Origin of the sequence: Sporosarcina sp. P33 (genome assembly GCF_002077155.1) — a bacterium.
In the GTDB taxonomy this organism is placed as follows: domain Bacteria; phylum Bacillota; class Bacilli; order Bacillales_A; family Planococcaceae; genus Sporosarcina.
Genome location: NZ_CP015027.1, coordinates 174028 through 193691 on the forward strand (window position 1 = coordinate 174028; position 19664 = coordinate 193691).

Below are 19664 nucleotides of genomic sequence, written 5' to 3' on the forward strand. Positions count from 1 at the left end.
TTGCTCATGTAAGTCATATGTGATGAACTTTATTAACGCGGAGAAACCGTTCATCTGCTTCTCTTTCTCATTGCCTTTTTTGCGAATAATTATCTTCCAGCGCTCTTTTAAGTAATGATACAGATCGATCCAGCTCGAACTTTATAGTATCTTTGTAAGCCTTCACTTTCTCCTTGTCACCTATGCGGTATATGTAAAGTGTCTGCATCTCCGTCCCCTGCTTGTGGATTGGATGTCTGACAATAAGACCGTCGTGAAGTAAATCATGCAGGGATTTGTATATTTCAGATTTAGTTGGACGATATCCAAGGTCCCTGAAATGCTCCAGGAGGTCATCTAATATTTGCAGGCCATACAAGTTCCCTTCTTCTGCCTTATGGAGCATATAGAGCTTCAGAAAAGCTCTCTGACGAATTACAAATGTACTCTTCATCCATATTCCTCCTCCTTGATTGCTGTACGTGAGATAGTTATAGTATAGCAAATTATGTTGTGCGAGGATTAGTCTAGTGAAGAAGGATTATTTGGAACCATGTTCATTATGAATAAATAAGAGTTTAAGTGACTACTTGACCAAATATTTTTCAAAAATATTTCAATTCATTGTATTGGTTCTCGTAAAGTCCATTCCAAAACTGTGTACTGTCCATTGTTTTTTATAATTTATGAATGGTTATTTCTATTTGGGGAATAACACAAAATAAAAGGAGGTTTTTCACAATGAAACGCAATCTTTGGTTTCTAATGGCTGCACTGTTGCTGGTGCTTGCTGGATGTACTTCAAAGCCCGCGACGTCCATTGACGGCAAGACAGATGCTCCCGAGACGAATGTCAATGACACTTCCGATAAGCCGACGGAACAGGACGCAAATGCAAATTCGGAGAAGACCGAAGTGTCTCTGCTTGATTACTTTCTCCCCGACGGTTCTGCTGCGCATTACAAGGGTGAAGGCAATGAATTCGCCGAGCTTGATATTACGGTAGCAAGGCCTGCACAAGATTACGTCGTCATCCATGAAAATAATGGCGGTTCATTCGTCCAGAAAGTTTATAAACTCAACGGAGATGAAATTCAAGTGCTTCAGGAAGAACATGCAGAATTGGATGCAGGGATTCCGACTACCGAAGAACTCAAGGCCATGGAGCCGATTCGTACGTATTTAAAAGGACCGATCGAAGTGGGTACAACATTTGATGACTGGAAAATTGTTGAAATGAATGCTTCGGTTGAAACCCCTTATCAGCAATTTGAAGACGTAGTAGTAATCGAACAAACTGAACAGGACTTCGTAAACAGAATTTACTTGGTAAAAGATTTTGGAGAAATTAAACGTGAATCCATCATGTCGATGGAAGGCGAAGAAGAGTTCGTGGTTACCTCTACACTGGAAACCGTCACACAGCCGTAAAAATAGAAGAATTTTTCCCATGCAAAAAGGCGCCGGGATGGGCGCCTTTTCTTAGTGGATTATAGTTTCACAACGTTAGCTGCTTGTAAACCACGGTTACCTTCGACAACTTCAAATTCAACCTGCTGACCTTCGTCAAGAGATTTGAATCCTTCGCCTTGGATAGCTGAGAAGTGTACGAAAATATCTTCTTCTCCGTCAACTTCGATAAAACCGAAGCCCTTTTCTGAGTTAAACCATTTTACTGTACCTTGTTTCATTCGATTACCTCCAAAAATAAATAAGTACTTGTTAATACACGAACCTTTGCATAAAAAAAATTCACGTATTACAAAAGGTGCCGACGACGCCGATCACTTTTGTAATAGGTGAATCACTTAGCATACGGTCGTTCGATTAATTTACTTAAGAGTTAGTATACCATATTCATTTTAATTGTCAATTAAAAATGTAAACAACATACAGAAAGTTAGGACGATATATCAGGAATACCATCAACAAGCACGACTATTCCGTGATACAACTGAAGGTCTCCCTCGCAGCCGTCGCAATAATGTTTTTCAGATGTGGACCAGAATGCATGAAAACATCCTTTGCGTCTCTCATAATGCTCAAAATAGGATTCCATCTTCCCTGTCACTTCTTCAATATATGCTTCTGCATCTGTTTTATTCGCAAATGTTTTGGATGAGACGGTATACTCTCTCCACTCTTCAAACATCCACCAAGGTTCAAAGTCTGCCTTCATGTACACTACTTCATACATTTAGTATGCACCCCTTTTCGCTGCGCTATGCATGAATGATTGTAATTTTATCAAACAATACACATATAGCAAAGTAAAATGATTGACGCGGCCGTAATATATGAGTTTTCGATGCATTTCGGCTATAATTAAAGCAGGCTCCGGTAATCTTACTGTTCACATGTTAAATGAAACTTTTTTGCTGTTAATCCGTATGTAGTATATAGAGTAAGAATGAAAGGTGGCCTGAACTGTAATGAATCATATAAAAAACTTTCTGACACGGCATGCAATTATAGGCCCGACCAGTTTATTGACTTGGGTGTTCCTTATAACCGGGACAAGCCTTGGCTTCCCCATCAGCTCATTAATCGGAATCGGCCTGTACGCAGGAGGCAATGTCGCCATAAAAGAACTGCAGTTACGCTCCAATCTTAAACAATTCGGGATGGCGCGCTCTGAATATAAGCACATAGAGCATCAAGTGAATGATTCAAAGCAAAAATTGAAAAAACTTTCAAGTATGTATGGTCAGGTCCGCTCCATTCAGGCATTCAGACAGGTATATGACATGTCTATGATGGCAAGACGGGTCATTAAAATTGTCCAGGCTAACCCGAGAAAGTTTTATCAAGTGGAAAGCTTTTTTTATGCACACTTAGATTCAGCTGTAGAATTAACTTCTAAGTACAGCCTTCTAGTCAACCAGCCGCTGAAGGATCAGGAGATTAAAGTGGCGCTGCAGCATACACGGGAAACGTTGTCTGACTTGAGTCTGGAAATGGAAAAGGATCTGCGCCATGCAGTGGCAACTGATCTGGAGCAGCTGCAAATGGAAATTGATTTCGTTGATATTACACTCAATAGGGATAAACCGCTGCTTGAATCGAAAGGGGAAAAATCTAATGACAGATAAATACACAGAAGAAAAAACGGTAGATGATCTGCTGGGCAATCCATTTGATATGGACGCGAGCCTGCTGCCGCAAGAAATGGAAAATACGCTATCTGACAGTAAAGCGGCTGTAAAATTAATCGACCGTCTGACACCTGAAGAGCAGGACAAAGCAAAGCAACTGGCTTCACAAATTCCTGTCGGCAACTATGAGTCCATTATTTCTTATGGCGCCAACGCACAGAATGAGCTGTCCCGCTTCTCGCATAAGATGCTTGACCATGTGCAAAGCAATGACATCGGCCCTGTCGGTGACGTGCTGAATCAATTAATGTCCAAGCTTTCGGAAATTGACCCCGACGATTTGTCGGATAAAAAGAAATCCGGCTTGAGCCGGCTGTTTAACAAAGCAACACGTCCGGTTCAGGAAATACTGACACGCTATCAGAAACTGGGCACACAGATTGATAAGATCTCTGTCCAGCTTGAACATTCTAAAAAAGGTCTGATGGACGATGTCCGCATGCTTGATAATTTATACGAACAGAATAAAACCTACTTCCAGGCGCTGAACGTCTATATCGCAGCTGCCGAATTGAAAGTGGAAGAAATTAATAATACAATCATTCCTGAACTGCACAAAAAAGCACAGGAAGCCAATGACCAGATGATGGTTCAGGAAGTTAATGACATGGCACAATTCGTTGACCGTCTTGAAAAGCGTCTGTACGATTTGCAGCTGTCACGCCAGATCACGATCCAAAGCGCACCGCAGATCCGGATGATCCAGCAAACCAACCAGACACTCGCTGAGAAGATCCAAGCATCCATCATGACGGCTATTCCCCTGTGGAAGAACCAGATTGCCATTGCCTTGACACTGAACCGTCAGCAAAAGGCTGTGGAGTCACAGAAACTTGTGACGAAAACAACAAATGACCTGCTCCTTCGCAACTCAGAGATGCTGAAAGTAAACAGCATTGAAACAGCAAAAGAAAATGAAAAAGGTATTATTGAAATTGACACCTTGAAGAAGACACAGGAAAACCTGATACAGACAATTGAAGAAACATTGGTGATCCAGGCAGACGGCCGTGCTAAACGGAGAGAAGCGGAGCAGGAAATCGCCCGCATGGAAGAAGATCTCAAAACACGTCTCCTGTCCGTATACGAAGAATCCAAAAACCGTCCCTCATAAGAGAGACGGTTTTTAACTGCAATAAAAGACCAGTCATTGTTAGACGTGCAGTTACATTCTGTAAGTTCAAGACCCGGATGTGCGGTGAAACTAAGAAAACACGTAATGAGCGGTTAGACGCCGTCTATGATCGCTTAATTATAGTTTATGAGCGATTCATCCATCGATATGATCTTTTAGAATGGAACATAGAGCGGCTGGACATTCACCATGATCGGTGCCAGTAAATTATGAGCGTTATTCCATCACATCTTCCCACAGTTAATAGGAACCGCCTGTCCTTCCCTTTCTTCCAAATGAAAAAGAGACGAACCGTTTAAGAATCGCCTCTTTGCTCTCATTCAAAATATGTTTTGTAATACCCGCCGACTTTTCCGGAATTATCTACTACAAAAATAAACTCTTCCGTTTCATTTTTCACTTCATAGGACTTCCCCGCCGTCAGCATATGATTCACCACATACTTTTCTGCATCGGTATGCGTACAAGTCACCGTCTTTAGCGTCGGTGCATTCAGCCAATTTAAATAAGACATAAAATCTCTCCTTTCCTGGAAACGTTAAAGAACAAGCGGCCCGCTGATTAGCGGGCCGCTTGTTTGTGTGAATTAAGAACCTAGCAGAAGGTCTTCAGGGTTTTCAAGCAACTCTTTAACCATCTTCAAGAATCCTACTGAATCTTTACCATCAATTACACGGTGGTCATAAGAAAGTGCTACATACATCATCGGACGAATTTCAATGTTGTCGCCAACAGCTACTGGACGCTTTTGAATAGTATGCATACCTAAGATTCCTACTTGAGTACCGTTAAGGATTGGAGTAGACAATAGTGATCCGAATACTCCTCCGTTTGTAATTGTGAATGAACCGCCTGTCATATCAGCAATTGTCAATTTGTTGTCGCGTGCTTTTTTCGCGAGCTCACCGATAGATGCTTCAATTTCAGCGAAGTTCTTACGGTCTGCGTCCACAACGTTTGGTACAACCAATCCGCCTTCAGTAGATACAGCAATACCGATATCGAAGTAGTTCTTCAATAGAATTTCATCGCCGTCGATTTCAGCGTTAACGTATGGGTATTTCTTCAATGCAGCAACTACTGCTTTCGTGAAGAACGACATGAAGCCCAGACGTACATCGTTTTGCTCGAAGAACTGATCTTTTTTGCGTGAACGAAGTGCCATTACGTTTGTCATATCGATTTCGTTAAACGTTGTAAGCATTGCAGTGGATTGCTTTACTTCAAGCAAACGCTTTGCGATTGTCTGACGGCGGCGAGTCATTTTCTGACGAGTGATACGGCCGTCATCTTTTGCTTCTGCTGCAGCCGGTGCAGCTTTAGGTGCTGCAGGAGCCGGAGCGCTACCGTGTGCAGCTACGTCTTGCGCGCGTACACGGCCCATCGGATCAACCGGTGATACGTCTGCAAGATTAATGCCCTTTTCACGTGCAAGCTTACGTGCTGCCGGACTTGCAATAGTGCGGTCAGAAGAAGTTGTTTCTTCCGCTGCAGCAGCTGCTGGAGCAGGAGCTTCTTCTTTTTGCGCCGGAGCCGGTGCTGCCTCTGCAGCTTGTGGAGCTTGTTGTGCCGGTGCACCTGAACCTTCGCCTACAATCGCGATTACTTGGCCAACTTCAACTGTGTCGCCTTCTGCAGCCAATAGTTCAGACAAAACGCCCGCTTCTTCTGAAATGACTTCGACGTTCACTTTATCTGTTTCCAATTCAACGATGAATTCACCTTTATCCACGTTTTCACCGGGTTGTTTCAACCATTTTGCAATTGTACCTTCTGTAATCGATTCTGCTAGTTCAGGTACTCTGATCTCTGCCACAATAAATTCCTCCTCGTAGGTATACCGTTTTTAACGGATAGGCTACTTTGTATAAGTAGTTTTTTATTTAATTGTAAAGCTTCCTTACTTGTTATATCACTTTTTCAATGCTTCTTCAATAATTCGGTTCTGTTCTTTCTTATGGGAAGCCCCGTCACCTTCAGAAGGGCTTGAACGCTTAATGCGTCCCACGTAAGAAATTTTCTTGCCGTCAGCCAGCTGCTCCAGGTACGGAGAAGCGAATGACCATGTTCCCATGTTCTTCGGCTCTTCCTGAACCCATACTAAATCTTTTGCTTTAGGGAAGCGTGCAAGAATTTCCTGAATCTTCTCTGATGGGAATGGATACAGCTGCTCTACACGAATCACATGCAAGTAGTCGAATCCTTCACCGTCTTTGATTTTCTCAGCCAGGTCGATTGCCATCTTCCCGCTTGCGAATAGAATCTTCTTCACCTTTTCAGGCTTCGTTCCCGTGCCAGGCTGTTCAAGAACTGTCTTGAAGTGACCTTCTGTTAAGTCTTCAACATCTGCTCCCACCAGCGGGTGACGCAGAAGTGACTTAGGTGTAGCAATAACTAACGGACGTTCTGCCTCGCTGCCGAGAATTTTCGACTGGCGGCGCAATACGTGGAAGTAGTTTGCTGCACTGGAGATATTCGCAACTGTCCAGTTGTTTTCCGCACAAAGCTGTAAATAACGCTCGATACGTGCACTGGAGTGCTCCGGCCCCTGACCTTCATATGCGTGCGGCAGCAATAGAACTAATCCTGACTGCTGACCCCACTTCGAGTAGCTTGAAGATACGAACTGGTCAAACATTACTTGTGCCATGTTGGAGAAGTCACCATACTGCGCTTCCCAGATGGACATTGTTTTGTCTTCTTCCAGGTTATAACCGAATTCATATCCGACAATTCCTGCTTCTGTCAGTGGGCTGTTATACGCAACGAATGAAGCATTAGATCCGCTGATATGGTGCAATGGAACAAGCTCTTCACCTGTTTTATCATCATGCAGCACTAAGTGACGCTGTGCGAATGTACCGCGCTGAATATCTTGTCCAGTCATACGAATCGGCTTGCCGTCCTGCAAAATAGAACCGAACGCCAATTGCTCCGCATGTGCCCAGTCAATTTTACCTTTGCCTTTAAACGGCTCTTCGCGACGCTTCAAGATTTTATCCAGCTTGCTGAATACAGAGAAGTCAGCCGGGTAGGTCAGAAGTTCTTCGTTCATTTTACGAAGGCGTTCTTCTGGTACGCCTGTTTCCAAGTCGCGCGGAAGTCCGGCCAGTACCCCTTCAGGTGTGGCATTGGAAATTTCCGGTGCGTCAGCGGAAGCTTCTTTTACGTGGTCGTACGCTTCTTGCATTGTTGCGATGACTGACTTGTCCATTTCCTTAACTTCATCGTCTGTCATAATCTTCTGCTCGACCAGACGCTGTCCGTAAATTTCACGGACTGTCGGATGTTTATGGATTTCGTGGTACATCACCGGATTCGTCACTAGCGGCTCATCCATTTCGTTATGTCCGTAACGGCGGTAACCGATTAAGTCGATTAACACATCCTTGCCGAACTTCTGACGATATTCAAATGCCAGTTTTGCTACTGCAAGCACTTCTTCAGGATGATCTGCATTCACGTGGAATACAGGCACTTCAAAGCCTTTTGCAGGATCGGACGCATAATGTGTAGAACGGGAATCATAATATTCTGTCGTAAAGCCGATTGTATTGTTGGCAATTACGTGAATAGATCCGCCGGTTCTGAATCCGCGGACACGGGAATAGTTGAATGATTCCGGAACAATACCCTGTCCCGGGAATGCAGCATCCCCGTGTACAAGCACTGCATACGCAGCATTTGTATCCTGTTGCGGAATACCGGGTTTATCGGTGTTTTCCTGAGCAGCACGTGTCTGTCCAGTAATTACAGGGTTTACGACTTCCAGGTGAGACGGGTTATACGCCAGGAAGCGTTCCATCCCAGATTTTCCTTTATGAAGCGCACCCATATGGTATTTCACGTCGCCGAACCAGCCGCGCGTTACTTCCAATGATCCGTCTTTTGGCAAGAACGGAGAAGCCGGAACGCCTGCAAATTCTGCAAACATCATTTCGTATGGTTTATTTAAGTTATGTGTCAGCACGTTCAGACGTCCGCGGTGAGCCATGCCAATCAGCATTTTCTTCACTTTTGCTTCTTCTGAACGGCGCACTAATTCATCGATTAAGACGACTAGCGTGTCTACACCTTCGATAGAGAAACGTTTAGCACCGACGAATGTACGGTGAATGAATTTTTCAAAGCCTTCGATTTTCGTCAGACGCTCAAGAAGTTCTTTCTTGTCTTCCCCTGACATATTCGACGTTACTTCGCCGTTTTCAATTTTTGTTTGAATCCAGTTACGTTCTGTTTCATCGATCAAGTGAGCGAATTCATATGCGATAGAGCCTGTGTAAAGAGACTTCAGATAATTCATCGCGTCCAATCCGTTTTCCACTGTCGCTGGAACGTTTTTCAAGAACAAAGTTGCTGGCAATCCGACCAGATCGCTTTCCGTCAACCCATGGTATGACAGTTCAAGACGTGTTGTATCTTTTGGCCGATCGTTTAATGGATAAATGTCCGCTGCAAGATGCCCATAAGAACGAATGGCTTCAAGTAACGAATAGACGGCAAGAACTTTACGCAGATCCGTTTGTGAACCTTGCGCTACGACTGCCTGTTGACCTGAATCATCCATCTGAGGCGCACCAAAATTCCTGAATAGCTCAGCTAAGTCAGGATCTACTGCATTTGCATCTGTTTTGAACAGATCGTACATTTCCATTACATACCCAAGGTTTGGACCCGAAAAAGCTGCATACGGGGAACGATGGGAATCCACATTGTTCGACATGTAATATGACCTCCACATTTGCCTATTGGCTTGTTGTGTTTATTTTCACTGCTTCTATACAATAATAGCACGCAAAACCTATAACTGAAAGGGATTAATACCAAGTTCCGAAGTTTTCTGCAAAGTGACTGAAAAATATTGCGATATTAGCGAAAACTCTGTCTGCACGGTAACTTGCGCGCACTTCTTATTTCTGGAACGATAAAATCAAATCTGCCATTTTTTCAGGGGTTTTTGGTTCTGTCGTCTTTTCAATATTCGACAGCAATCGGGCTTTCTCCTTCACAAGTTCAGCAAATTGTTCTGCAACCGGCTGATCTGCGAACTGTTCCTCTTCCACTTGCAGCGCCAAACCTTTGGATGCGAAGTACTTCGCGTTTAATATCTGATCCCCGCGGCTTTTTGACGCAGCAAGCGGAACCAGAAGCATTGGCTTGTGTATGGCGAGCAGTTCAAATATCGCATTCGAGCCGGCACGTGAAATTGCGTAATCTGCAGCCGCCAGCAGATCAGGCAGCTCATCTGTGACATATTCATACTGCGCATAGCCTGCCACACCAGACAGCTGCGGATCCACATTTCCTTTGCCGCATAAATGAATCAGCTGATAGCGTGCCAGCAATTCCGGCAGCTCTGCACGAATCGCCTCATTTAAAACAGCGGAGCCCTGACTGCCGCCCATGATGATGAACACCGGCTTCTCCGCTGTCAATCCTGCCATGCGCAGCCCCCGCTCTTTATCGCCGCTGAATAATTCGGGACGGATAATCGGGCCAGTGCACGCAGATTTCGCTTCCGGGACATATTGTAATGTTTGTTCAAAGACAGTGAAGATGTGCGACGAGAACGGCAGTGCCAATCTATTCGCAAGCCCGGGTGTGACGTCACTCTCGTGAACAACGACCGGCACGTTGGCAAGTTTGGCCGCCATTACGACAGGAACTGAAACGAACCCCCCTTTTGAAAAGATGATTTCCGGTTTAATTTTGCGCAAAATCGCGAGAGCCTGTAATGTCCCTGCCCCTACCCGGAATGGGTCTGTAAAATTCTTCATTGAAAAGTAACGGCGCAGTTTGCCGCTTTGTATTGCGTGATAAACGACCTCGGGATGCCCTGACCCGATCAGTTCTTTTTCGATTCCTTCATGGGAACCAATATAGTGCACACCATACCCTTTACCCAAAAAAACGGGAATTAATGCCTGATTCACGGAAACGTGTCCTGCTGTCCCGCCACCTGTTAACACCACTACCGGCTGTTTCATTCATTCCATCCTTCCCTATGTCTTTAACGATATGTATTTCATGCTACAATAGTCAATGTAAAAAATGAAAGTTGAGGATAGTAAAACTATGACTACTGCAGCGAAACCTTTACAGCAAAAAACGTCTATAATCATTAAAATCATGATTCCGATTGTTATTACGCAAGTGGCACTCTATCTGATGTCGTTCTTCGATATTCTGATGACAGGACGTTATGATACGTTCCATCTGGCCGGCGTAACCATCGGCAGTTCATTCTGGATACCGGTATATACCGGCCTCTCAGGAATTTTGATGGGTCTGACTCCTATTATCGCACAGCTCATCGGTGCGAAGAATAAAAAAGATGTCCGCCCTACTGTCCAGCAAGCATTATACGTTTCTCTCGCTCTTTCGGCAATGATTTTCATTTTGATCAGGTGGGTGGTGCTGCCCGCCATTACGAGAATGCCGCTTGATGCACCTGTTATTGAAGTGGCGTCTTCCTATCTGACCGGAATGAGTATCGGTCTGGTCCCTTTAATGGCCTATACTGTACTGCGTTCATTCTTTGACGCACTCGGTGCAACCCGAGTCTCGATGTTCATTATTTTATTGTCAGCGCCGATCAATATTGCGCTGAACTATCTATTAATCTTCGGTAATTTCGGATTTCCTGAACTCGGCGGCGCGGGTGCAGGATATGCGTCCGGCTTTACGTATTGGCTGGTGTTCATCATTGCAGTGCTGATTGCCTGGTCGTCAAGACATTTCAAGGAGTACATGCTGTTTCGTAACTGGCAGGGAATTTCTTTCGTCAAGTGGAAAGAGATTTTGCTGATTGGTGTGCCGATCGGTTTATCCATCTTCGTCGAGACGAGCATCTTCTCTGTCGTGACGCTTCTCATGAGCAGCTATTCTGCCCAAGTGATCTCTGCCCATCAGATCGCACTGAACTTTACATCGCTTCTCTATATGGTGCCTCTTAGCGTATCAATGGGCACAACAATACTGGTCGGTCAGTCGGTTGGTGCGAATCAATCAAAAGATGCACGGGAGTATACATACCTGGGCATCGCATTCGCAGTGGTCTTCAGTTTTCTATCCATATTCATCTTGCTGACGTTCCGTGAGTCCATTGCTTCTATGTATACGGCAGACGCTGCGATTATTACACTCGCCATTCATTTCTTCGTCTATGCGGCATTCTTCCAGCTGTCGGACGCTGTACAAGCGCCGATACAAGGCGCACTGCGCGGGTATAAGGATGTAACCATGACATTCCTCGTCGGCGTAGTGTCATTCTGGCTCATCGGATTGCCGACAGGTTTCGTACTCGCACGCTTCACGGAGCTTGGCGCGTACGGCTACTGGGTCGGTCTTATCGTGGGATTGACAGTCGGTGCGGTGATTCTGTCATTCCGTTTACGCTATATACAGAACAAATACCGCGTGATGTAATACGAGCTGCCTTCTGCTTACGAATAGCGGGTGTTGTTTGATGAAGTGAACAGACTGAATCCACATAAACGCTCAGTAACCTCGGTCAAGCGCTCTTACTGACTGGTTAACCGCTCATTCAACCTTGTTACGCGCTCATAACTTTCAGCAAGCGCTCATTAATTACGTTACACGCTCATACTTGCCGCCTAACCGCTCAATACGCCCCCCGTATTCTGGCAAACTATAACTTCAGCAATTACTATATACAAAAAAAGCCGGTGGAGCGCTTCCACCGGCTTTCGTTTTATTTCTGAATGAACTGCTGTGTCCAGTAATGTCCATTGGCATCATAGCCGATTCCGATGTGTGTGAAGCCCGGTGTCAGGATATTCTGTCTGTGTCCTGCGGAATTCATCCACGCAGTAACGACTTCCTGTGCACTGCGCTGGCCCATCGCAATATTCTCTGCTGCCGAACGGTATGTAACGCCATTCATCTTCATCTGATCAAATGGTGAACCGTATGTCGGGCTAGTATGCGAGAAGTACTTATTCGCTGCCATGTCTGCTGATTTCTGTTTTGCTGACTTCTGAAGCGCCGCATCAATCTGCAGCGGCTTGAGGCCTGCTTTGGTCCGCTGTGCATTTGTTAAATCGAGCACGGCCTGTTCCGTGGCAGAAACATTGGCAGTTTGCTGCTGGGACGGATTATTGGTTTGCGGTTTACTTGGCTGTGCCGGCTGCTGCTGCGCAGGCGGTGTCGGTTTCTGCACCGGTCTGCTTGGTTTCTGCGGTGCCGGTTTTTGATAATGGTAATTTCCCCAGTAGTACGAGTACACTTGCTGATTTGATACATTCCATGTGTACGTCTTTGTTTGTACCTGATTTGTCGTGCTTGCCTCTGCTGCATGAACAGGCAAAAGAATAGCTGAGCTTAATAAGATGACGGATAACGATTTTTTCATCTTGGTCCCTCCTTTTCTACGCAACCTATCATAACGTCAGAGAAAAGGAGAAATCTTGGTAAATCAAACCATTTTGTCCAGTGAACTCTACAAAGCTATGAAATGAGAGTTTGAGTCACCTGAGTTTTGGCAACATTATCCGTCAAAGCTGACTATTACCAATAAAAAGCTATTGACACCTAGTTTTCAGGCACATATTGGATATTGTCGAGCTGTTCGCCGATGATTACTAATTTCGATGGAATCTGTATATATTCCGGCATCCAGTTGACCATTCCGTATGCGTATTGAAATAAATGAGAGTAACGCGAGCCTTCCAGCTGAATATACCCTTTCATCCGATAGACAGAGTCCGGTATTGTCCGCACCCAGTCTTCAAAGTGTTCTTGGTTGATCGGCTGATCGAATGACAGCGTTTTGGAAGTGAGCGGTAATCCGCTGCCTGTCGCAACCGGTTGCTTCGGCGCTGCCGCGTTTACCATCTTCTCGATGTAACTGAAATCAGCTTTCGCCTCCACCGTCTGTATAAGCGGTGCATAGCTGTTGAATTGCGTTACCTGCATCGTCACAAATGCCAGCTGGCTGTCTGTCAGCAGATCCGTTTTATTCAGCAGCAGAAAGTTCGCGTGGCGAATTTGCTCCAGGAATAATGTAAGCATGCGCGGAGAGAGCTTGTCACGGTCGATCCAGCGCTTTGCATCGACTACGGTAACAATCCCCTTAACATCCAGCTGATCAGCGAATAACGGAGAGCAGACAGCGTCTAACGCCTCCACCGGATGTGCAGCGCCTGTCGTCTCAATAAACAGCACATCAATTTCAGGGTAATCTGTCAGCAGCCCCTGCAACTGCGCCTCTGTTGATTCAGCACCTGTACAGCAAATGCAGCCGTTCAATAATTCTTTTAGCGGTACTTCTCCCGCATCCTCTACAATTCGACTGTCGACATTCAGTTCGCCGAATTCATTCATCAGAACGGCGGGCTGTCTGCCGGACTTCTTCACCTGCTCCACTAATTGAACAAGTAGCGACGTTTTGCCGCTTCCGAGAAAGCCGCTGAGTAAATATACATCCATCATGAATTTTCATCCTTTCCATAGAGAACACGCGTCCAACCGTAGCTGGACGCGTGTTCAGATCATTATGAGTTGATTTCTTTCAGGACAATTTCTTTCGCTTTCAGCAATTGCGGGTCATCTTCTTTCATTTTGTCCCGTAATTTCTGCATTAAGCCAATTGTCGTATCACCAGTAAGCACACCTGTCTGATCCTGTGACAGATCTTTCTGCAGTGCTTTAACTGCTTCAGTTGTATTGCTGTCATAAAGGCCATCTGCCTCGCCCGGATCATAGCCGACCGCTTCAAGCATTTCTTCAGCTGCCTGCACGGAAGGCGATACGAGCCCTTCGTCCATCTTTTCGGATGAATCCAAGTACGGCAGTGATGCATACGACGGATAAGGCACGTTCACATCCGGTTCGATGCCTTTTTTATGGATCCAGTTGCCGTCAGGTGTCAGCCACTTAGCAGTTGTCAGCTTCAAGTTTGATCCGTCCGGCAATTGTGTCGGTGTCTGAACCGTTCCTTTACCGAACGTTTTCACACCAACGATCGGAATTCCGGCAGACTCTTTCAGCGCCCCGGCTAAGATCTCAGAAGCAGATGCACTGCCTTCGTCTACGATCAATGCGACGGGAACGGTTACTTTTTGTCCGTCTGATGCCGGATATGCTTCAGGCGGCATGCCTTTTTCTTCGGTCTGGAATAAGATCTTTCCTTTTTCCACAAAGAGATCGGAAATGTCGATGGCACCGCTTAAAATGCCGCCCGGGTTCTGGCGCACGTCAATGAGGACGCCTTCCATGCCTTTATCGGTCATTTCATTGAATGCCTCGAGTAATTCCTCATACGTGTGTTCAGAGAACGATGTAATGTTGATATGTGCAATATTATCATCAAGCATCTCTGCGTAGACCGTGTTGATCGGGATCACATCACGGACGATTTTCACGTCAAATGGATCCGATTTCTCACCGCGTCTAACAGACAATGTAACTGTCGATCCTTTTTCACCGCGGATCAGCAGCACTGCTTCGGATGAAGACATGCCTTGTATGCTTTCGCCGTCTACGGAGAGAACGACGTCATTTGGCAGTAAGCCTGCTTTTTCAGCGGGCGAATTTTTAATCGGTGAAACGATGCTGATATAACCGTTTGATTCTTGAATTTCCGCGCCAATCCCTTCAAAGCTTGAAGAAATGCTTTCATTCAATTGTTTCGCTTCTTTTTCATTCAGGTAATCGGAATACGGATCACCCAGAGAATCGACCATTCCGTTAATCGCACCGTCAATAACGACTTGATCATCCACATCGTCAAAATAGTTTTCTTTCAGTTGATCATATGCATCGAAAAGTTTTTTAAACTCTTTTCGTTCACTTCCCACTTGCTGTGGCTTGACGACTTCTACAACCTTTTCATCACCGACCGTCAGCGCGAAGAATGTGACGGCTGCTGTCGACAGCACAAGGAAAAAAATGAGCATGATCAATGAAAACGGTTTGATTCGGAGATAGCGGCCGGATTTCGGCGCGTCCGGCTCCTGTTCTCCGTTCTCACGCGAATCGTTTTCGTTCATTGTCTTCCCTACTTTCTAAAATCCCGTGAAAAGACCGCTGCCAGGAGCGGTCTTTGTTCACAAGTTCTCTATCCATTTGTATTAGTCCGCAATCGCTGCGTCAAGTGCCACTTCAATCATTTCGTTGAATGTCGTCTGACGCTCTTCAGGTGTTGTGATTTCGCCTGTAATGATATGGTCACTTACTGTTAACACTGCCAATGCTTGACGGCCGTAACGGGCTGCGAGCGTATACAGAGCCGCCGCTTCCATTTCCACTGCCAATACGCCGTGGCGGGCAAGTTTTTCATGCTGTGCGTCTTCATTATAGAAGAAATCTTCCGTGTAGACGTTCCCCACTTGCAGGTGCAGACCTTTTTCCTTCCCTGCATGATACGCTTTCAACAGTAAGTCGAAGTTTGCAATCGGCGCAAAACGGATCGGTCCGAATGACACATCATTTAATGAGGAATTCGTTGTTGCCGCTTGCGCCAGAATGACGTCACGTACTTTCACGTCTTTCTGGATCGCGCCGCACGTACCGACACGGATCAATTTTTGTACGTCAAATTCCTGGATCAGTTCTGTTGCATAAATCGAAATGGACGGTACACCCATCCCTGTGCCCTGCACGGAAATACGCTTTCCTTTGTATGTGCCGGTAAAGCCGAACATGTTCCGAACTTCGTTATACTGCACCACATCTTCTAGAAATGTCTCTGCAATATATTTTGCACGCAGCGGGTCTCCGGGAAGAAGAACCGTTTCCGCGATATCACCTGGTTTTGCATCAATATGTATACTCATTCATTGTCCGCCTCATTTCATTATTTTGTTTTCATCATACAGTGATTTAGAACGAGATGCAATGAAGACCTTAGCCGTTACCTGCTGCATAAGTCTGTATACATTGCATAAAGTTCATCAAAGGTTGTTGAACGTAAATCATCGTCCGCTTTGTCTTCAACGTAACGGGACAAGGAATCGAAATCCTCTTCATCCTTCGGAAAACTTGCATCGCGGAACATTTTTTCTGCAAACAGCGCTTTTACATCATCGCTTCCGCCGCCGCGAAATCTCAGCGCGAAATGATAAAAGGATCGATCCATCGCCGTCACCTTCCCTCACTCAAATAACCTTTTGTATTCGCTGTAGCCTTCTGATTCCAGGTCCTGTACGGGAATGAAACGCAGAGCCGCGGAATTAATGCAGTAGCGCAGTCCGCCCTGTTCGCTTGGTCCGTCGGGGAAGACATGTCCAAGGTGAGAATCCGCTGTCTTGCTGCGCACTTCCGTTCGCCGCATGCCGTGAGTCGCATCAAAATGCTCCGTCACTTCTGCCGCTTCAATCGGTTTTGTAAAGCTTGGCCATCCGCATCCCGCATCATACTTGTCTTTTGAGCTGAATAATGGTTTGCCAGAGACGATATCGACATAGATTCCGTCTTCATAATGCGCATCATATTCATTACGAAACGGCGGTTCTGTCCCGTTTTCCTGCGTCACATGATACTGTATTTCTGTCAAGCGATCGCGCAAATCTTTTTTCATGAACGATTCCCCCAATGCTGTTCGATAAATCCTGCACGCCCTGATGCGACAGTGTAGCTCGCATAGCGGTCTGGGTTCTTTTCATAAAACTGCTGATGATAGTCTTCCGCTGCATAAAACTCCTTGGCCGGTAAGATTTCCGTCACGATTGGCGCATTGAATTTCCCGCTTTCCTGCAGTTCTTTTTTCGACTGTTCCGCCGCCTTCTGCTGTTCTTCAGAGTTAGTATAGATGGCGGACTTGTACGATTCGCCGCGGTCATGGAACTGTCCGCCTGCGTCAGTCGGATCAATTACCTGCCAGAAAATATTCAGTAATTCTTCATAACTGATGACCGTGTCATCAAATTCAATTCGTACAGCTTCGCGGTGGCCTGTTGTATTGGAACACACTTCTTCATACGTTGGATTAACAGTATGTCCGCCGGTATAACCGCTTGTTACTGAATGCACACCATCGTATAGGTCAAAAGGCTTGACCATACACCAGAAGCACCCGCCTGCAAATGTTGCGTATTGTGTTGCCATAATTGTAGCCTCCTTAGTTTTTCGGTATCAATACTTCCAATATAATCTCATCCTGCGCTAAATTCACTTCTTTTGCTTTGACCTGGACGTCACCGGAAATCGGCAAATCCTCCAAATCGATGAAAATTTCTTCTTCTTTCGGACGTACAATCATCCATGACGGAAGCTCTACCGAATTTTTCAGCAACTTGAGTACAGTAGAAGGCGGAATATTCAAATCACCTAATTCCATGGACGATTGCTTTAAAATTAAGTTTCCGTCTTCGCGTACAATCGGATCAAAATGCATGGCGAGCGGCAGTGTATACGAAAACACTGTCAGTTCCGATGTCAGCAGCACATCATCACGCATTTCGAGCTCGACCGGCAATGAGCCTTTTACCGCTTTGCGAATATAAGTGTTCGCAATGCCTTCAAAATTTTTCTTAGTGGTATTCAGCGCCAGCGTGTACCCTTCGTCTTGTTTCGCCGTGTCTTCAGGGAGAGGTGAAGAAGCGGTGGTGCCGCCGATTAAAATGATTAAAACGACCAACGCCGCCGCCACCAGTCCTGCCAGGCTGAAAAATGCTGCTTTCCAAACATTCATTATATCGTTCACTCCACTTCCAGCTCAACGGCTGCACAACTCTTGATTTCGTCTACGAATCGTTCCTCCATCAGATCATACCCTTTACTGTTCGGATGAAAGAAGTCTGTGTGATAAACGAGGTTTTCATTCGAATTAAATAAATCTTCCACCGGGACGAAACAGGACATCCCGTCTTTTTCGACCTGTTCTTCAATCGAAAGGTTCCAATCTGCGATGATCTGCTCAAACTCTTGCACTTCGCTAGTTACAACGGAGAACGGATTATACAGTCCCGCCACAATGATCGGCGCCGTCGGATTATACAACCGCAATAAATCGAATAACTCCTCGATGCGGTTTTCGAATTTGCCAAGCTCTTTATAGAAATCAGACAGTTTCATCTGCATGAAATTCCCTTTAACGACTTTCATGATGTCATTTCCGCCGATTGTGAAGACGATATAATCCGCCTGAACGACGGCTTCTTGGACATCTTCATTTTCAAGCTGTTTGATAAATTGATCACTGCGCCGTCCGCGTTTCGCTAAGTTTACGGCGTCTACCTCCAATATGCCTTTCCATTGTTCCATATCCGACGTTAACCGTCCGAAATAACCGCCTTCTTTCCGCTCATCGCCGACACCCTGTGTCAAGGAATCGCCCAATCCGAGAACATTCACACGTTTGGGCACAAAGTATTCGGGCACGACAAACGGTTCAAAAGCCACGGTCTCCCGTTCTGAAAGCGTCGTATCTTTTTGGCTGAATGGGGCTTGGCACCCTACTAAGAACAATGAGAAGACAAATAATAACACTGCTATTCTTCTCATAATGTCATATCCTTTGCCGTTGAAATTAATCGGTATAATACATGAACCCGATTGCGCCTTCTCCCGTATGGGTACTGACGATCGGTGTCGTGAATGTCAGCATCACCTGAATGCCCATTTCTTCAATCTTCTTTTTCAGCGGTTCCGCCATCGCCAGTCCGTTAGCATGCGCAATGCCGACACTGCGGATGACTTTCCCCGCCGTTTCCTTCTTAAACTCTTCCGCTAAATACGAGACAACCTGTTTATGGCTGCGCACTTTTGCAACCGGCGTATAGACACCGTCTTTTAATGTAGCGATCGGTTTAATATTCAGCAACGAACCGAACATCGCTTTGCCTTTACCGATTCGTCCGCCCTTGACCATATTATCAAGCACGTCGACTACAACGAACAGCGATGAGCGTTTGCGGACACTTTCCAGGGCCGCAGCGATATCCTTTACTGTTCTTCCTTCTTCTGCCAGTCTGCAAGCTTCAAGCACCTGGAATGAGAGGGCGTGCGAGATGAACATAGAGTCAATAACCGTGACGTCTGAGGAAGAGGCGCGGGCAGCTGTCTCTGCAGATTTTACCGTTCCGCTCATGCCGCCTGTCATATGGATCGAAATAATCTGTGACCCGTCTGCACCGAGTTCATCGTACAGCTGCTGGAATACACCGACTGCCGGCTGTGAGCTTTTCGGCAGTTCTTCAGCATCACGAATCAAATCCATGAATTCCTCCGCCTGTATATCGATGCCGTCAACATAGGATTTTTCATTGATAATTAACGTCAGCGGAACAACGTGAATATTGTATTGATCGATCAGTTCATCCGTTAACGCTGCAGTGGAATCCGTGACGATATGAATTTTCTTCATGATTTCTATCTCCTTCGCGTGTGACTATCTGCGATTTTTCATTGTGTATTTGGTATAGTGAGTAGCA

The 19664-nt window shown here is 45.6% G+C and carries 21 protein-coding genes; 4 read left to right on the top strand and 17 right to left on the bottom strand.

The window, feature by feature from the left end:
* Positions 1-67: 67 nt before the first annotated feature.
* Positions 68-433 (bottom strand): helix-turn-helix domain-containing protein, encoded by a 366-nt coding sequence (locus SporoP33_RS00865; protein ID WP_081241987.1) that lies wholly within the window; start codon positions 431-433, stop codon positions 68-70.
* A 287-nt stretch (positions 434-720) separates the two neighbouring features.
* Here SporoP33_RS00865 and SporoP33_RS00870 point away from each other — a divergent pair, with 287 nt between their 5' ends.
* Positions 721-1410 carry a hypothetical protein gene (locus SporoP33_RS00870; RefSeq protein ID WP_081241988.1) on the top strand — a complete coding sequence of 230 codons (690 nt, stop codon included), beginning with the start codon at positions 721-723 and terminating at the stop codon, positions 1408-1410.
* A 59-nt stretch (positions 1411-1469) separates the two neighbouring features.
* Here the strand turns inward: SporoP33_RS00870 and SporoP33_RS00875 are convergent, their stop codons facing one another.
* Both SporoP33_RS00875 and SporoP33_RS00880 read right to left on the bottom strand, forming a co-directional pair.
* Positions 1470-1670: a cold-shock protein gene (locus SporoP33_RS00875; protein WP_081241989.1), complete on the bottom strand. Its 201-nt coding sequence runs from the start codon at positions 1668-1670 to the stop codon at positions 1470-1472.
* Positions 1671-1879: 209 nt separating this feature from the next.
* Positions 1880-2176 (bottom strand): DUF1033 family protein, encoded by a 297-nt coding sequence (locus SporoP33_RS00880; RefSeq protein WP_081241990.1) that lies wholly within the window; start codon positions 2174-2176, stop codon positions 1880-1882.
* Between the two features lie 235 nt (positions 2177-2411).
* Between SporoP33_RS00880 and SporoP33_RS00885 the strand changes: the two genes are divergently transcribed.
* Together SporoP33_RS00885 and SporoP33_RS00890 are read left to right on the top strand one after the other, a co-directional pair.
* Positions 2412-3071, top strand: a complete 660-nt coding sequence (locus tag SporoP33_RS00885; protein ID WP_081241991.1) for a 5-bromo-4-chloroindolyl phosphate hydrolysis family protein — start codon at positions 2412-2414, stop codon at positions 3069-3071.
* Entirely contained in the window at positions 3061-4248 is a 1188-nt protein-coding gene (locus SporoP33_RS00890; protein ID WP_081241992.1) for a toxic anion resistance protein, read from the top strand. Before SporoP33_RS00885 ends, SporoP33_RS00890 begins: the two co-directional genes overlap by 11 nt.
* A 337-nt stretch (positions 4249-4585) precedes the next feature.
* Here the strand turns inward: SporoP33_RS00890 and SporoP33_RS00895 are convergent, their stop codons facing one another.
* From SporoP33_RS00895 to SporoP33_RS00910, 4 genes are all read right to left on the bottom strand, one after another.
* Positions 4586-4783, bottom strand: coding sequence for a DUF6501 family protein (locus SporoP33_RS00895; protein ID WP_081241993.1), 198 nt, complete (start codon positions 4781-4783; stop codon positions 4586-4588).
* Between the two features lie 72 nt (positions 4784-4855).
* Entirely contained in the window at positions 4856-6085 is a 1230-nt protein-coding gene (gene odhB, locus SporoP33_RS00900) for a 2-oxoglutarate dehydrogenase complex dihydrolipoyllysine-residue succinyltransferase (protein ID WP_081241994.1), read from the bottom strand.
* A 96-nt stretch (positions 6086-6181) separates the two neighbouring features.
* Complete coding sequence (locus SporoP33_RS00905) at positions 6182-8992, bottom strand: 2-oxoglutarate dehydrogenase E1 component (RefSeq protein ID WP_081241995.1); 2811 nt, start codon at positions 8990-8992, stop codon at positions 6182-6184.
* A 187-nt stretch (positions 8993-9179) separates the two neighbouring features.
* Positions 9180-10256, bottom strand: a complete 1077-nt coding sequence (locus SporoP33_RS00910; RefSeq protein ID WP_081241996.1) for an undecaprenyldiphospho-muramoylpentapeptide beta-N-acetylglucosaminyltransferase — start codon at positions 10254-10256, stop codon at positions 9180-9182.
* A gap of 88 nt (positions 10257-10344) precedes the next feature.
* Here SporoP33_RS00910 and SporoP33_RS00915 point away from each other — a divergent pair, with 88 nt between their 5' ends.
* Complete coding sequence (locus SporoP33_RS00915; RefSeq protein ID WP_155961278.1) at positions 10345-11697, top strand: MATE family efflux transporter; 1353 nt, start codon at positions 10345-10347, stop codon at positions 11695-11697.
* A gap of 286 nt (positions 11698-11983) precedes the next feature.
* Here SporoP33_RS00915 and SporoP33_RS00920 read toward each other — a convergent pair whose 3' ends face one another.
* The 10 genes from SporoP33_RS00920 to SporoP33_RS00965 form a co-directional block, all read right to left on the bottom strand.
* Positions 11984-12643, bottom strand: coding sequence for a CAP domain-containing protein (locus SporoP33_RS00920; protein WP_081241998.1), 660 nt, complete (start codon positions 12641-12643; stop codon positions 11984-11986).
* A gap of 179 nt (positions 12644-12822) precedes the next feature.
* Entirely contained in the window at positions 12823-13722 is a 900-nt protein-coding gene (locus SporoP33_RS00925) for a CobW family GTP-binding protein (protein ID WP_081241999.1), read from the bottom strand.
* A gap of 62 nt (positions 13723-13784) precedes the next feature.
* Complete coding sequence (locus SporoP33_RS00930) at positions 13785-15281, bottom strand: lmo1851 family serine protease (RefSeq protein ID WP_081242000.1); 1497 nt, start codon at positions 15279-15281, stop codon at positions 13785-13787.
* Between the two features lie 81 nt (positions 15282-15362).
* A complete protein-coding gene (deoD, locus tag SporoP33_RS00935; RefSeq protein ID WP_081242001.1) occupies positions 15363-16067 on the bottom strand; it encodes a purine-nucleoside phosphorylase in 705 nt (234 codons plus the stop codon).
* A gap of 77 nt (positions 16068-16144) precedes the next feature.
* A complete protein-coding gene (locus SporoP33_RS00940; RefSeq protein ID WP_081242002.1) occupies positions 16145-16369 on the bottom strand; it encodes a YozE family protein in 225 nt (74 codons plus the stop codon).
* A 15-nt stretch (positions 16370-16384) separates the two neighbouring features.
* Entirely contained in the window at positions 16385-16810 is a 426-nt protein-coding gene (msrB, locus tag SporoP33_RS00945; RefSeq protein WP_081242003.1) for a peptide-methionine (R)-S-oxide reductase MsrB, read from the bottom strand.
* Complete coding sequence (gene msrA / locus SporoP33_RS00950; RefSeq protein ID WP_081242004.1) at positions 16807-17337, bottom strand: peptide-methionine (S)-S-oxide reductase MsrA; 531 nt, start codon at positions 17335-17337, stop codon at positions 16807-16809. Before msrA ends, msrB begins: the two co-directional genes overlap by 4 nt.
* 13 nt (positions 17338-17350) lie before the next feature.
* Positions 17351-17923, bottom strand: coding sequence for a YpmS family protein (locus SporoP33_RS00955; protein WP_081242005.1), 573 nt, complete (start codon positions 17921-17923; stop codon positions 17351-17353).
* 8 nt (positions 17924-17931) lie between these two features.
* Positions 17932-18735 carry a GDSL-type esterase/lipase family protein gene (locus SporoP33_RS00960; protein ID WP_081242006.1) on the bottom strand — a complete coding sequence of 268 codons (804 nt, stop codon included), beginning with the start codon at positions 18733-18735 and terminating at the stop codon, positions 17932-17934.
* Positions 18736-18760: 25 nt separating this feature from the next.
* Positions 18761-19597, bottom strand: a complete 837-nt coding sequence (locus tag SporoP33_RS00965; protein WP_081242007.1) for a DegV family protein — start codon at positions 19595-19597, stop codon at positions 18761-18763.
* Positions 19598-19664: the final 67 nt, after the last annotated feature.

Bases quoted from the DNA above. Each gene is read 5' to 3' on its own strand.
- SporoP33_RS00865 (WP_081241987.1), bottom strand. From the start codon at position 433: ATGAAGAGTACATTTGTAATTCGTCAGAGAGCTTTTCTGAAGCTCTAT.
- SporoP33_RS00870 (WP_081241988.1), top strand. From the start codon at position 721: ATGAAACGCAATCTTTGGTTTCTAATGGCTGCACTGTTGCTGGTGCTT.
- SporoP33_RS00875 (WP_081241989.1), bottom strand. From the start codon at position 1,670: ATGAAACAAGGTACAGTAAAATGGTTTAACTCAGAAAAGGGCTTCGGT.
- SporoP33_RS00880 (WP_081241990.1), bottom strand. From the start codon at position 2,176: ATGTATGAAGTAGTGTACATGAAGGCAGACTTTGAACCTTGGTGGATG.
- SporoP33_RS00885 (WP_081241991.1), top strand. From the start codon at position 2,412: ATGAATCATATAAAAAACTTTCTGACACGGCATGCAATTATAGGCCCG.
- SporoP33_RS00890 (WP_081241992.1), top strand. From the start codon at position 3,061: ATGACAGATAAATACACAGAAGAAAAAACGGTAGATGATCTGCTGGGC.
- SporoP33_RS00895 (WP_081241993.1), bottom strand. From the start codon at position 4,783: ATGTCTTATTTAAATTGGCTGAATGCACCGACGCTAAAGACGGTGACT.
- SporoP33_RS00905 (WP_081241995.1), bottom strand. From the start codon at position 8,992: ATGTCGAACAATGTGGATTCCCATCGTTCCCCGTATGCAGCTTTTTCG.
- SporoP33_RS00910 (WP_081241996.1), bottom strand. From the start codon at position 10,256: ATGAAACAGCCGGTAGTGGTGTTAACAGGTGGCGGGACAGCAGGACAC.
- SporoP33_RS00915 (WP_155961278.1), top strand. From the start codon at position 10,345: ATGACTACTGCAGCGAAACCTTTACAGCAAAAAACGTCTATAATCATT.
- SporoP33_RS00920 (WP_081241998.1), bottom strand. From the start codon at position 12,643: ATGAAAAAATCGTTATCCGTCATCTTATTAAGCTCAGCTATTCTTTTG.
- SporoP33_RS00925 (WP_081241999.1), bottom strand. From the start codon at position 13,722: ATGATGGATGTATATTTACTCAGCGGCTTTCTCGGAAGCGGCAAAACG.
- SporoP33_RS00930 (WP_081242000.1), bottom strand. From the start codon at position 15,281: ATGAACGAAAACGATTCGCGTGAGAACGGAGAACAGGAGCCGGACGCG.
- deoD (WP_081242001.1), bottom strand. From the start codon at position 16,067: ATGAGTATACATATTGATGCAAAACCAGGTGATATCGCGGAAACGGTT.
- SporoP33_RS00940 (WP_081242002.1), bottom strand. From the start codon at position 16,369: ATGGATCGATCCTTTTATCATTTCGCGCTGAGATTTCGCGGCGGCGGA.
- msrB (WP_081242003.1), bottom strand. From the start codon at position 16,810: ATGAAAAAAGATTTGCGCGATCGCTTGACAGAAATACAGTATCATGTG.
- msrA (WP_081242004.1), bottom strand. From the start codon at position 17,337: ATGGCAACACAATACGCAACATTTGCAGGCGGGTGCTTCTGGTGTATG.
- SporoP33_RS00955 (WP_081242005.1), bottom strand. From the start codon at position 17,923: ATGAATGTTTGGAAAGCAGCATTTTTCAGCCTGGCAGGACTGGTGGCG.
- SporoP33_RS00960 (WP_081242006.1), bottom strand. From the start codon at position 18,735: ATGAGAAGAATAGCAGTGTTATTATTTGTCTTCTCATTGTTCTTAGTA.
- SporoP33_RS00965 (WP_081242007.1), bottom strand. From the start codon at position 19,597: ATGAAGAAAATTCATATCGTCACGGATTCCACTGCAGCGTTAACGGAT.